Genomic DNA, 13,717 nt, shown 5'->3' on the forward strand with positions numbered 1-13,717 from the left:
GTTTTTACATTGTTGTGTTTAATACTGCAAATAGGGTTGCGCTTAAAACAATTTTCTTTAATTTCAATTCGGAAGTACTGACCACAAAACATAACTATCTGACCACTCATGAAAACAGTAACATATCCCGGAAACCCATTTCCACTTGGCGCTACCTGGGATGGCGAAGGAGTTAACTTTACACTTTATTCTGAAAATGCTACCGGGGTTGATCTTTGTTTATTTAACAGTGTTCATGACGAAGTAGAATCGGCACAGATACCCATCACCGAGTATACCGAATTGATATGGCACATTTACATACCAGGTTTAAAACCCGGGCAATTATATGGTTTCAGGGTATACGGGCCCTACGAGCCAAAGAATGGCCACCGTTTTAATCCCAATAAATTACTGGTTGACCCTTATGCTAAAGCCGTTGCCGGAACAATTGACTGGAACGATTCCTTGTTTGGATATGAAGTTGGCAGCCCGGAAGAAGACCTTAGTTTTAGCAAAGCAAATAGTGCCGCCTTTATACCCAAGGCTGTAGTTATTGATCATCATTTTGATTGGGAAGGTGATAAAAGCCCCGATATTCCCTACTACAAATCGGTAATATATGAGGCTCATGTAAAAGGGTTCACCAAACTTCATCCGGACATACCTGAAAACATCAGGGGGACATACGCAGCTATTGCCCATCCGGTAGCTATTGCTTATTTAAAAGATTTGGGCGTTACTGCTATTGAATTAATGCCCGTGCACGATTTTCTTTCCGACAGGCATTTGGTTGATGAAGGGCTTACCAATTACTGGGGTTATAACACTATCGGTTTCTTTGCCCCTGATGCACGCTATGCCTCCTGCAGCGTATTGGGTGAACAGGTTACCGAATTTAAGAACATGGTTAAGGAATTGCATAAGGCCGGTATAGAAGTTATTCTGGATGTGGTATATAACCATACTGGCGAAGGTAGTCACCTTGGCCCCACTTTATCTTTCAGGGGGGTTGATAATGTATCTTACTATCGATTGGTTGATGACGATAAAAGGTATTACATGGATTATACCGGCACTGGAAATACGCTGAATGCCAATTTACCCAATGTTTTGCGCTTAATGATGGACAGCCTCCGTTACTGGATAGAAGAAATGCACGTTGATGGTTTCCGTTTTGATCTCGCAGCTACGCTGGCCCGCGAGTTGCACGAGGTGAACCGACTGAGCGCGTTTTTTGATATCATACACCAGGATCCTACCATATCACGTGTTAAATTAATAGCAGAGCCCTGGGATCTTGGCGAAGGCGGATACCAGGTGGGCAAATTTCCGGCAGGCTGGGCCGAGTGGAATGGTAAATACCGCGATTGCATCCGCGACTATTGGAGTGGTGCCGAAAGTACCCTGGCCGAGTTTGCTAACCGCATCACCGGCAGCTCCGATTTGTATAAATCATACAGAAGGCCCACCGCCAGTATCAACTTTATAACTGCTCATGATGGCTTTACGCTCACCGACCTGGTATCATACAACGAAAAACATAATGAAGCCAATGGCGAAAATAATAACGACGGCGAAAGCCATAACCGATCATGGAACTGCGGTGTGGAAGGTCCGACCGATGACGCTACCATTAATAACTTACGTGCTAAGCAGAAAAGAAATTTTTTAACAACACTTTTCCTTTCGCAGGGTGTGCCTATGATTGTTGCCGGTGACGAAATGGGCAGAACCCAGCAAGGCAATAATAATTCCTACTGTCAGGATAATGAAATTTCATGGGTAAACTGGCTGGGGCTGGACAAAGAACTATATGCTTTTACCCGCAAGCTCATTAATTTACGAAAAGAACATGCCGCCTTTTCGCGTAAAAACTGGTTCAATGGGCAACCGGTTCAAGGTAACGAAATTGCTGATATAGCCTGGTTTTTACCCAATGGTTCTGAAATGAACGATGATAACTGGACCCATGATTTTGCCAAATCCGTTGCCGTATTTTTAAATGGTTTAGGTTTGCACACCGTTAATGCAGAAGGCGATAAGGTTGTTGATGATAGCTTCTACATCATCTTTAACGCCCATGATGAGCCTTTGAGTTATAAACTACCACATGAAGAATACGCGCTTAATTGGGAACTCCTGATTGATACCGCCAACCCGGATAATAACGGTACTATCCGAACATTTAAGGCTGAAGATACGATTCAAATAGATGGCCGATCTGTTGTGTTACTTCAACATCAGCTTGTTCATGATATGGGGACAAAACAACAATAGCTTTATTTTACCCCATTGTCTGTGTCTTCACAGACAACTTATATGGCCAAGAGAAAAAGAAATTGCCTGTGAGGACACAAGCAATGGAAAAACTTATTTAAGGTAATCTGGAAACAAAAAAGCAGAATGGAGAATATCCATTCTGCTAAATCACTCTAAAACAATCACCTCTTATTAAATAGGAAGTTTCTTTCAATAATCAGGGTATTAATTTAAACACGTCTGATTATTTGTGCAAAACAAAGTTATCTATAATAATATTCGAGATTGATTATTCATCTATCTTTTGACCAATAACTGACAGTAAATCAAGTTCATTAGTTAAGGATGACTTAATACATCAGGCCTTTTATAAAAATATCTATCAGCAATAATCTTTTGGCATGTATTTCTTCCAGATGTTCTTTACGCGGAAAGCTTACTTTCTTTTGCGATACAGCGCCAACTTTAATACCATGCAAAGCATCCAACAACAAATCCACTATCTCTTCGGGGTTTTCAACAGGCTTAATAGCTCCCCGCTCTATCTCGGTTTTTATGGCTCTGCTCAATAAATTCAGTTCGGCCAAATGCACCTGCTCCACAATCTCCCAAATGGTATCCGGAAGATTTTGTTCATTCAATCTAAAAAAATCAAAGAAATTGTAATTACTTACAATAAAATCGTGATTCGTATTTATCTGGAAAACAAAAGCATCTTTTAAATTAGCAAAGGTGTCGATATTATCTTCCAGGTTTTTTAAGTAATCATTGGCCAGTTTACGCATTACTGCAATGTACAACTGGCTTTTATCAGGAAAGTAATAATAAAGCAAAGCCTTTGACATAGACAGATCCCCGGCGATTTCATTCATAGTTGTTTTTGAATAACCATAATGTAAAAACCGTTGGTGGGAGGCGTCTAAAATTTTTTCCCGCTTTATATCCTGATGGTCATTGCCTGCAGCCATTTGATCTATAATTATATAAAACCCTAAGTCAGATCACATTCCTGACTTTTTTAACAAAACTATCAAAAATTCTATAAATATAAGTACCAACACCTGTCACATGCGTTATTGCTAAAACAATTTTACATTCTAACTATTTTCAAAGTAGATTTTATAAACACATCTGCCATAAACATGGAAAGTAGATTACCTCCCGATTTGTTTGAGTTTTCGCAACGTATTCCTGCCATATTATGGGATCTGGCCATTGCGGTAATAGCTATTTTAATAGGGCTTGTTATCAAATTTATAGTTACCCGCCTCTTTAGCTTATATGCCAAAAAAGAAACGTCCTATTCGTTTTTCAGATCGGTGATCATTAACCTGGGCAGGTCCATCACCTATTTTATCCCACTTTTCCTGCTTAACTTATTTATCCCTTTTATGCGAATGGATAAAATTTATGTAGCCCCCCTTGATAAGATTGTCGAAATTTTACTAACTATTTCCTTTGCAGGTATATTGGTTCGATCTGTAAGGATACTGGAAGATTATATTTACCATACTTATGATCTGAATAAAGCCGATAATTTAAAGGAGCGAAAAATACGCACGCAGATACAATTTATGCGTAAGCTTTTGGTGGTGATTATTGTTTTTGTGACCATAGCCATTATCCTGCTGAGTTTTGAGAGTATGCGTAAAATTGGCACCGGACTGTTAACAGGCGTTGGAATAGGTGGTATTATTGTTGGTTTTGCTGCTCAGAATTCATTAGGTAATTTGCTGGCCGGGTTCCAGATCGCTTTTACGCAGCCTATACGTATTGATGACGTGCTGGTGGTGGAGGGCGAATGGGGACGCGTTGAAGAAATTACGCTCACCTATGTTGTTTTAAAGATATGGGATGAGCGCCGGCTTATTTTGCCCATCAATTACTTTATACAAAAACCATTTCAAAACTGGACGCGCACCTCTGCCGATATATTAGGTACTGTGTTTTTGTATATGGATCATACCGTGCCCATAGAGGCCATCAGGAACGAATTTGAACAGCTGCTCGTAAAAACACCTTTGTGGGATAAACGGGTAAAAGTAGTACAGGTAACCGATGTAAAAGAACGGGTTATTGAGATCAGGGTACTCATGAGCGCACGGACATCATCTGACGCGTTTGATCTTCGTTGTTATATTCGCGAAAACCTGATCACCTTTTTACAACAAAATTATCCGGGGAGTTTACCAAAAACCAGAAATGAATTAGGCAATCTGGAAAAGTATGTTCAGCCCAAAGATCAGAGCTAAACCGCCTGTTTTTAAACAAAAAGGGGCTGTCTCATCATTAATTAATGAGACCGCCTCTTTTGATTTTTATATCAATTAAACCGTTTCTACTTCCAGAACCTCTTTATGCGGCTCAACCGACTTTTTACCAAAAAGCCAGGATTTAAGATTATAACGGATAATGTACATACACGGCACCAATATCAGGGTAATGATGGTTGCGAATCCAAGTCCGAATATCATTGTCCAGGCTAATGGGCCCCAGAAGGCCACGTTATCGCCACCAAAGTGAATATGGGGTGCAAAGTGGGTAAACATACCCACAAAGTCGATATTAAAGCCTACTGCCAATGGTATTAAGCCTAATATAGCTGCGGTTGCTGTCAGTAATACCGGGGTCATACGGGTATGTCCTGCTTCTACAACAGCGTCATGAAGGTTTGCACCTTGCTCAATGAGCATATCCGTAAACTCCACCAGCAATATACCATTACGAACTACCACACCCGCAAGAGCGATGATACCCACACCAGTCATTACGATAGACATGGTCATACCAAATATACTTACACCCAGCAGAACCCCGATGATACTAAAGAATATCTCACTGATGATAATAAATGTTTTACCGATAGAGTTAAACTGGATCATTAATATGATCAATATTAACCCAAATGAGGTAGCCAAAGCTCCCAAAAGAAAGTTCATCGCTTCCATCTGATCTTCCTGACCACCACCTTGTTTGATAATAACATTATCAGGCTTTTTAAAGTTATTAATAGCCTGCAAAATATTCGCATTAACCTCGTTAGCGTTAAATGGCTTAATTACGTTGGAGCCCAAAGTAAGTACCCGGCGCTGTTGCTTACGTTTAATATTACTATAGGTATTGGTATAGCGTATATCCGTAAAGGCCGATATAGGTACCTGGCGAATCGCCCCGCCTGTAGCAAGGTCACGATAAGTAATCTTCATATTCCTTAACTCTTCCAGGCTGCTGCGTTGATTTTCTAAGGCCCTTACCTGGATCTTATAGTCATCTTCCTTTGTATTCCTGAAGTTACCGGCAGGCATACCAAATATGGCTGTTTGTAAAGCATCGCTTATAGTTTTTGTACTTATACCTTCCCTGTTGGCCCGTTCCCGATTAATATCAAACACAACCTCAGGTTTGTCGCTCTGCACGTCGGCTATCAGGTTTTCAATACCAGCAATATTTTGTTTGGCAAGATAAGTCTTTAGGCGGTTACCGGTGGCTACCAATGTATCCAGGTTATCACCAACAATCTCAATACTAATATCTTTCTGAACAGGAGGCCCGCTATTTTCTTGCGCTACGGCAATCTTAGCGCCCGGTATACCCTGTACAGCCTTCCGGATGTTAGCTAGTACTACTTTAGTATCCTTGCCGTTTCGCTTGCCAAATTCCACAAAGGCCACAGTAACCTTACCTTTGTTTTCATAATCACCCTGATCCTCATCCTGAGGATCAGATACACCTTTAGTAACATTTGATATTACGGAAGAAACAATGTCTTTATCAGGTGCAACCACATCGGCCACACGTTTTTCGATCTTTTTGGTAACCTCGTTAGTATAAGCCTGATCCGTACCAATTGGCATAGTGATGTAAACGTAGGCAAAGTTTGGATCACCTGACGGAAAGAATTCAACTTTAGGCGACCTGGCTATCATGAATACAATGGTCAAGAAAAACAACACAATAGTACCTAACAATATGATCACCGGCCTGCGAACCGCTTTCTCCAACAAATCTGCATACCATCTCTGAAACTTTGGCCATGCTTTTTTCTGGAACCTGTCTATTACTTTGAGTAAAAAGAAGTGGTTTAACAGATATAAAAGTATGGAAAGTACCAGGAAGTTACCCATACCCATTGTCCAGATACCTGCTAAGAATAGCGCATAGCTAAATATAGCCAGGCCGGCCATAACACCTACGGTTATTGTCGTTTTCCGGTCAAATCTTGGGTTATCATGTTCGCCTTCATGATGTGGTTTCATAAAATCAACCGCAAATACCGGGTTAATAATATAAGCCACAACCAATGAAGCCAGCAGGGTTATGATCAGCGTAATGGGCAGGAAGAACATAAAGTGTCCTATCAAACTATTCCAGAACGCTAACGGAACAAACGGAGCAAGCGTGGTCATGGTGCCCGAAAATACCGGAAGAAACACCTCACCTGCAGCCATTTTAGCCGCTTGTTTAATAGGTACTTTACCATTGGCAAAAATACGGTGCGTATTTTCGATCACCACAATGGCATCATCCACCACAATACCCAATGCCAAGAGGAACGAGAACAGTACAATCATGTTGAGTGTAAACCCAATGGCTGGCATTATTAAAAATGCAATAAAGCATGACAAGGGTACGGAAAGCGCCACAAATACGGCATTGGTTGTTCCCATAAAAAACATCAGGATCACGGTCACTAATATAAAACCAATGATGATGGTATTAATCAGGTCATTAAGTGTAGTACGTGTTTTGTCAGACTGATCACCAGTTACCACAATATCCAACCCTTTAGGGAATACGGTTTTCTGCTTTACTTTGATAAGATCATTGATCTTATCTGATGCTTCGATCAGGTTTTCACCCGCTCTTTTACTTACGTTAAGTGTAATTACGTTTTTAAAATTGGGATTGTCATTTGTTTTTAGGCGGGCGTAGCTTTCTTGTTCCAGGAACGAATCCTTTACATCGGCTATATCCCTCAGGTAAACAGCCTGGCCTTTAGGGTTACGAATAACCATCGCAGCTACTTCATCGGCATTCTTAAAATCTCTTTTAATATCTATAGCTCTGCGTACACCATCAGATTTAATGGTACCTGCAGACGTAAGGATATTTTCGTTACCCACCATCTGGGTAATATCGCTGAAACTGACTTGGGCGGCTGCCATCTTATTCAAATCAACATTGATCTGAATTTCCGGTGTTAACGCACCTACTTCATCAACTTTTGAAATCTCTTTATAGCTTTCAATTTCATCTTTTAAAACATCAGCATACTCTTTCAATTTCTTCAGATCATAATTACCCGAGATATTGATATATAGAATAGGTAAATCAGCAACGTTTATATCAGAAATAATGGATTCTTTTAGGTTCTGATCTCCCTGTGGTAAATCCTGTTTGGCTTTATCCACCGCATCCTTTACATCAATCTTGGCATCCTTAATATCAATATTGGCGTTAAACTCTGCCGTAATCACCGAAGAGGTTTGAACAGAGTTCGATGTAACCTTTTTTAATCCTTTTAATGACTTCAATTGCTTCTCTATCTGCCTGGTAACCAGGTTTTCGATATTCTGAGGCGATTGCCCCAGGTAGGCTGTAGTAATAAACACCTTTGACTGTGCTATATCCGGAAAATTTTCCTTGGGTAAACTATTGTAGCTTATCAGCCCCAATACCGTAACCAGAAATATGAGCACATAAACGGCAGTCTTGTTATCAATGGCCCAGCTTGAGGGCCCAAATTCTTTATTCAGATCTTTCATAATCAACAGATCAAACGTTAATAATTAGTTAGCAGACTGTAATACCTTGATTTTATCACCATCCTCAATTTCGGTAGCTCCTTCGGTAACCAGCTCATCACCACTTTTTAATCCGGATAATATTTCGGTATTGCCGCCATAAGTTGTTCCTGATTTTACATTCACTTTTTTGGCAGTTCCGTTTTGATTAACATATACATAATCACCATTTTCTGATTTCAGGATGGCCTTAACCGGCACTACAATGGTGTTTGCCTTGGAGTAATTGGCTATCTGGATAATAGCCGTCATATTAGGGCGAAGGCTTTTACGTACAGGTAATTTTATTTCCACACCAAAGCTGCGTGATGTAGGGTCGATAACTTTAGCAGCAAAAGTTACTTTGGTAACTAAAGAATCCTGGGCATCTGGCACTAATATTTTTACCTGGTTACCAGTATTTACACTGCCTGCATAAGATTCTGGCACATCGGCTTTAACTTTTAAAACGTCGGCGTTCACCACACGGATACCTGTTTGGCCTGGTGATGCCGCCTGACCTAGTTTAAGATCCATTTGGTCAACAGTTCCATTAATTGGAGATACTATGCGGTATTGACTAGCTTGCTGTTTTAAGGCGCCTAATGCTTTTTTACTGCTTTGCAAAGTTGTTTGCGCCTGCAAGAATTGCACTTCGGTACCTATTTTTTGATCCCAAAGATTTTTTTGGCGGTTAAACAATGTTTGGTTCAAATCAACCTGGGACGCACTTTGTGCTATATTTTGTCTCAGTACATTATCATCAAGCTGGGCCAATGTTTGCCCTTTACTTACGTGCTGCCCAACTTTTACATATATACCGGTAATTACAGCCTGTGCTTGCGGATAAGCTGTTACGTTATCCTGTGCATCAATTTTACCCTGTATCTGAACATAATTAGTAAACTGAGTGGGTTTTATAGCAATGGTGCTTACATCAGTAGTTTTAGACGAATCTTTTGAACCAACCTCAGCCTGTAATTTGGTGATCTTTGAGTTCAGATCGGCCTGCTGTTTTTTCAGGTCGGCCAATTCAGCTGATTTATCTTTAGCTTGTTTACTGGAGCAAGCCGCCAAAAAAATAAAAGCCGGTATGTATAGTAGTTTTTTCATTGGAGTAATTTGTTTTTTTAATGGAAATGAAGCTATCATGAGTTTATTTCTTTTTGAGCGGTAGCTCATGATGGTTTCATTGTCTTTTTTTATATAGTAGGTTTAGTAATTGTTTATTTAATACGGCCATATGCCTTGTCCAGGTCAACTTTGCTTATTAAGGCATCGTAGAGTCCCTGTATATATTTATCATTTGCATCATCAAGAGAGGTTTGAGCTTGCGTTACTTCGATACTTGAGCCAACTCCCTGTTGATATTTTATTTTAGAAACACGTAACACCTCTTCGGCTAATTCCCTGTTTCTTTTTTGATTATTCAAACTTTGCAGCCCGTTAACATAGGCCACATTAGCTTGATTAGCTTCCAGTTTTAGTCCATTTTTTGAGTTTTCTAAATCATTCTGGGATTTTAAAACCGCGATTTTTGATTGTCTCACCTGGTTTAAACGTTGCCATCCATTAAATATGGGGATGTTTAAAGTAAGGCCTATGTAGCTTGAAGGAAAATTCATTTTGTACAAGTTACCAAAACTATTATTCTGATAAGAAGAGGTATAACTTGCATTAGCTTTAAGCGTTGGTAAGTACTGTGATTGCTGGCGCTTTAAATCAAGTTTTTTAAGTGCAATACCTGTTTCTGATAAACTATATTCAATACGATTATGATAAAATGAGGTATCCGCCGCAAGGTCTGCAGTATCATCTAATTTAATATCCTCGAGTTTGTCCTTTAAAGAAAGCGCATTTTCTATAGGCATCCCCATTTGAAATTTTAAAACCTGATAGTTTAAGGCAAGAGACCGGATGGTATTTTCGCGGGTGGTTACTAAGTTGTTATACTGGACTGCGATACGATCTACATCGATCTTTTCAACCGTTCCTTGTTTATTTTGGGCTGTAGTTTCATCAAACTGCTGCTTTAATTGTTTAATATTTGCATCTGTTAATCTTAACTGCTCATTACTAACCAATACCTGGTAGTAAGCCTTGATAACCGATACACTAATTTGGATCTTGTTACGGGTTAGGTTTTTTACTGAAAGCTCCTTATATGTTTTAGAAGCCTTTAAACCAACAAGGTAGCTACCGTCAAAAAGTATCTGATCTGCTGTTGCACCAACACTTGACTGATACTTAACCCCAAACTTTACAGGAATAAAAGTACCTGCTGGCTGGCCAAATACTTCTCCGGGCAGCAACGTTGTCGGGATTTTTAAGTAATCCTGAAAAGTAGCCGATCCGCTTATCTGAGGCAAACCTATACCTCTTGTTTCTTTAACTTTGTACTCAGCACTTTTAACATCAAGCCCGGCATTCACAATAGAATCCTGATGCTCATATGCATAGTTGATGCAATCCTGAACACTAAAGTTAAAAGTTTGATTATTAGGTGGCGCTTCCTGCGCATAACTTTTAAAGGCTATGGCGCAAAATAATGTTGCCGTAAAAAGTAAGTATTTCATTTTATATACTGTAGTTGGGTTATTGTTCTGTTATTTATTTTTACTAATTCAAAGGTCTTGTCGGCAAATGACAACCTTATGTCAGCAACTCGTTTATTCTTCGTGTATATTTTTATATTGATTTAAAAGCTTGTAGCCTTTAAGGGTACAAATTCCATAATTAAAATGCTCCAGGAATTGTACCTGCACCTTCCAGAGATTAAACTCAGCTATCGGGAATATTTCGGTATTAAAACCCAGCTCAATCTGATTCACGCGCATCCTTGCCAGTATCTTTACGTCAATATCCTGACGGATATAGCCCTGTTTCATTCCCTTTACTAAAAGCTCTTCCATAGTGCGGATCAGTACTTCTGCTTTAAACTTTTGAAATTCGGCCCAGGCTTCGGGATGATACTTTTGCATATCATGCACCACTATTGGATTAATTTCGGAAAATATCTCTTCCGAGCATTTCATCATGTTAATCATTTCGTCAATTACATTGTCTGATTTACTAATGATGTCCGTTATCTGATCCTCATCCTCTTTTAGTCTTATTCTGAGCACTGCTGTTACCAATTCATTCTTGTCTTTAAAAAACTGGTATATTGTTTTTTTTGACATGCCGATATGTTTGGCTATATCATCCATGGTAATGCTCTTGATCCCTGCTCTTAAAAACAGTTCCAGGCTCCCTTGTATTACTCTTTCTATTTGACTCATTGACTTTCCGGGTCAAAACTAAGGAAACATTTTTTGATTTCAAAGTTTCCATCAGAAAATACAAATTCCTGACAAAGCGCTTTTAATATACTGATACTATGTTATTTATTTAGACCACCTAATTGCTTTTGATATATAACAATTGAGCATCCAAAAATGGGACATCAGATCACAAATATTTTATAGTTCCAATTTGCGCCTCTACTTATTGAGCATCTGCACATCAATTTTCTTACCTTTGCCAAAATTTATAAAGAACATGACGCTTTCTCCGCTTTCAGCAATTTCGCCAATTGATGGCCGTTACCGTAATACCACCGCTGAACTTGCCAACTATTTTTCTGAATACGCCCTGATTAAATACCGTGTATTTGTTGAGATAGAGTATTTTATTGTTTTGACAGAAAACTCTTTACCTCAATTAAAACATTTTGATGCAGGTGTGTCGGAAAAGTTACGCGACATCTATAAAAACTTCAGTGAGGCCGACGCCGAAAGCATCAAAGAGATCGAAAAAACCACCAACCATGATGTAAAAGCCGTTGAATATTTTATAAAAAAAGAATTTGACAAATTAGGAGGACTTGAGCCATATAAAGAATTCATACACTTCGGTCTTACCTCCCAGGATATTAATAATACCGCTATACCCTATACCTTTAAACTAGCTATAAATAACACTTACCTTCCCGCAATAAACGAGTTAGTTATCACTCTTAAAAACTACGCCCGTGATTGGGATCAGGTACCGATGCTGGCTCATACGCATGGGCAGCCGGCTTCGCCAACACGTCTAGGTAAGGAGATCCAGGTTTTTATAGAGCGCTTAGAGGCTCAGCTTGACTTATTGGCAGCAGTGCCCTATTCAGCCAAGTTTGGCGGCGCAACCGGTAACTTTAACGCTCATCATATAGCTTACCCGGGTACAGACTGGAAAACCTTTGGTAACCATTTTGTTAACGATATATTAGGTCTTAACCGTTCGCAATTCACTACGCAGATAGAACATTATGACAATTTTGCTGCCCATTGCGATGCCCTGAAAAGGATCAATAACATCATTATGGACCTGGACCGCGATATGTGGACCTACATATCCATGAACTATTTTAAGCAAAAAATAAAAGCAGGCGAAGTTGGTTCATCAGCCATGCCGCATAAGGTTAACCCTATTGATTTTGAAAACTCCGAAGGTAACCTGGGCATTGCCAATGCCTTGTTCGAGCATATGGCCGCCAAACTGCCGGTTTCAAGATTACAACGCGACCTAACCGATTCAACCGTTTTGCGGAATATAGGCGTTCCGGTAGCGCATACACTAATTGCTATCAAGTCAACCATAAAAGGTTTAGGCAAACTTCTTTTAAACCAGGATGCTATTAATGCCGATCTGGAAGCCAACTGGCCGGTTGTTGCTGAAGCTATTCAAACCATATTAAGACGTGAAGGCTATCCTAACCCGTACGAGGCCTTGAAAGACCTCACCAGAACTAATCAGCAAATTAACGGACAAACAATAGCAGCCTTTGTTGATACGTTAAATATAAGCGAGGCCATTAAACAGGAACTAAAACAAATAACACCGGCAAACTATACGGGGATATAATTTTAGATGTGCGGATTTCAGATGTGCAAATTTCAGATATTCGAATTTTAAACATCTGCACATCTGAAATTTGCACATCCGCACATCAAAAGTCATCTGCACATCAAAGTAATCTATCATTTATGTGTCATAACTAATTAATAGCTAACTTTAAACAAAAAAGCTACCTAAATTTGTTAATTCAAGATTTAATCAGAAAGCGAAAATGAATATCAACGTATATACAGAATTAACGCCAAATCCGGCAACTATGAAGTTCATTGTGAACAAGTTGCTCATTAATGGCAGTGCCGATTACGCTACAAAAGAAAGTGCTGAAAAATCACCTTTTGCTAAGGAGCTTTATAAATTCTCTTTTGTTAATGGTGTTTTCTTCGCCAGTAATTTTGTGACCATCACCAAAACCGAAGGCAGCGAATGGGATGATGTAGAGCCTATTATGAAAGAGTTTGTAAAAGGCGCGGTTGAATCTGAACTCAAAATACAATTAGAGGAAGAAGCCGAAGCAGGAAACTTTGAAGGTTCTGAAACCGAAGTAAAAATACAACAGATATTACATGATTACGTTCGTCCGGCTGTGGAGCAGGATGGCGGCGCAATTTCATACCGCTCCTTTAACGAAGGTGTAGTTACCGTTGAATTGCGTGGTTCATGCAGCGGATGCCCTTCATCAACCGTTACCCTTAAAGCCGGTATCGAAAACCTGCTTAAACGTATGGTTCCTGAAGTTACCGAGGTAGTATCAGAAGCATTATAAAATAATTTACACCAATTGCACTAATTGATTCGAATTACACGAATTGATT

9 protein-coding genes are annotated in these 13,717 nt (G+C 39.5%); 4 read left to right on the top strand and 5 right to left on the bottom strand.

Annotation, left to right across the window (positions count from 1 at the left end):
* Nucleotides 1–108: 108 nt before the first annotated feature.
* Nucleotides 109–2,259 (top strand): glycogen debranching protein GlgX, encoded by a 2,151-nt coding sequence (gene glgX, locus BW976_RS02920; RefSeq protein WP_076370187.1) that lies wholly within the window; start codon nt 109–111, stop codon nt 2,257–2,259.
* 332 nt (nt 2,260–2,591) lie between these two features.
* Here the strand turns inward: glgX and BW976_RS02925 are convergent, their stop codons facing one another.
* Entirely contained in the window at nt 2,592–3,113 is a 522-nt protein-coding gene (locus tag BW976_RS02925) for a TetR/AcrR family transcriptional regulator (RefSeq protein ID WP_245834607.1), read from the bottom strand.
* Between the two features lie 270 nt (nt 3,114–3,383).
* Between BW976_RS02925 and BW976_RS02930 the strand changes: the two genes are divergently transcribed.
* Nucleotides 3,384–4,493: a mechanosensitive ion channel family protein gene (locus BW976_RS02930; protein WP_076370191.1), complete on the top strand. Its 1,110-nt coding sequence runs from the start codon at nt 3,384–3,386 to the stop codon at nt 4,491–4,493.
* Between the two features lie 75 nt (nt 4,494–4,568).
* On the opposite strand, the gene BW976_RS02935 is transcribed toward BW976_RS02930, so the two are convergent.
* From BW976_RS02935 to BW976_RS02950, 4 genes are all read right to left on the bottom strand, one after another.
* The gene (locus tag BW976_RS02935) at nt 4,569–8,006 is read right to left on the bottom strand and encodes an efflux RND transporter permease subunit (RefSeq protein ID WP_076370193.1); all 3,438 of its coding nucleotides are present in this window, start codon (nt 8,004–8,006) and stop codon (nt 4,569–4,571) included.
* A 24-nt stretch (nt 8,007–8,030) separates the two neighbouring features.
* On the bottom strand, nt 8,031–9,137 hold the full coding sequence (locus BW976_RS02940; RefSeq protein WP_076370195.1) for an efflux RND transporter periplasmic adaptor subunit: 1,107 nt from the start codon (nt 9,135–9,137) through the stop codon (nt 8,031–8,033).
* 113 nt (nt 9,138–9,250) lie between these two features.
* Nucleotides 9,251–10,600, bottom strand: a complete 1,350-nt coding sequence (locus tag BW976_RS02945; RefSeq protein ID WP_076370197.1) for a TolC family protein — start codon at nt 10,598–10,600, stop codon at nt 9,251–9,253.
* 93 nt (nt 10,601–10,693) lie between these two features.
* Nucleotides 10,694–11,305 carry a TetR/AcrR family transcriptional regulator gene (locus tag BW976_RS02950; protein WP_076370199.1) on the bottom strand — a complete coding sequence of 204 codons (612 nt, stop codon included), beginning with the start codon at nt 11,303–11,305 and terminating at the stop codon, nt 10,694–10,696.
* 259 nt (nt 11,306–11,564) lie between these two features.
* Between BW976_RS02950 and purB the strand changes: the two genes are divergently transcribed.
* Together purB and BW976_RS02960 are read left to right on the top strand one after the other, a co-directional pair.
* A complete protein-coding gene (gene purB / locus BW976_RS02955) occupies nt 11,565–12,911 on the top strand; it encodes an adenylosuccinate lyase (protein ID WP_076370201.1) in 1,347 nt (448 codons plus the stop codon).
* Between the two features lie 205 nt (nt 12,912–13,116).
* Nucleotides 13,117–13,668, top strand: coding sequence for a NifU family protein (locus BW976_RS02960; RefSeq protein WP_076370203.1), 552 nt, complete (start codon nt 13,117–13,119; stop codon nt 13,666–13,668).
* The last annotated feature ends 49 nt before the right edge of the window (nt 13,669–13,717 follow it).

The sequence above is a fragment of the Mucilaginibacter lappiensis genome, from assembly GCF_900155965.1.
Lineage (GTDB): Bacteria > Bacteroidota > Bacteroidia > Sphingobacteriales > Sphingobacteriaceae > Mucilaginibacter > Mucilaginibacter lappiensis.

Coding starts and splice junctions, on each gene's coding strand:
- glgX (WP_076370187.1), top strand. CDS start 109: ATGAAAACAGTAACATATCCCGGAAACCCATTTCCACTTGGCGCTACC.
- BW976_RS02925 (WP_245834607.1), bottom strand. CDS start 3,113: ATGAATGAAATCGCCGGGGATCTGTCTATGTCAAAGGCTTTGCTTTAT.
- BW976_RS02930 (WP_076370191.1), top strand. CDS start 3,384: ATGGAAAGTAGATTACCTCCCGATTTGTTTGAGTTTTCGCAACGTATT.
- BW976_RS02935 (WP_076370193.1), bottom strand. CDS start 8,006: ATGAAAGATCTGAATAAAGAATTTGGGCCCTCAAGCTGGGCCATTGAT.
- BW976_RS02940 (WP_076370195.1), bottom strand. CDS start 9,137: ATGAAAAAACTACTATACATACCGGCTTTTATTTTTTTGGCGGCTTGC.
- BW976_RS02945 (WP_076370197.1), bottom strand. CDS start 10,600: ATGAAATACTTACTTTTTACGGCAACATTATTTTGCGCCATAGCCTTT.
- BW976_RS02950 (WP_076370199.1), bottom strand. CDS start 11,305: ATGAGTCAAATAGAAAGAGTAATACAAGGGAGCCTGGAACTGTTTTTA.
- purB (WP_076370201.1), top strand. CDS start 11,565: ATGACGCTTTCTCCGCTTTCAGCAATTTCGCCAATTGATGGCCGTTAC.
- BW976_RS02960 (WP_076370203.1), top strand. CDS start 13,117: ATGAATATCAACGTATATACAGAATTAACGCCAAATCCGGCAACTATG.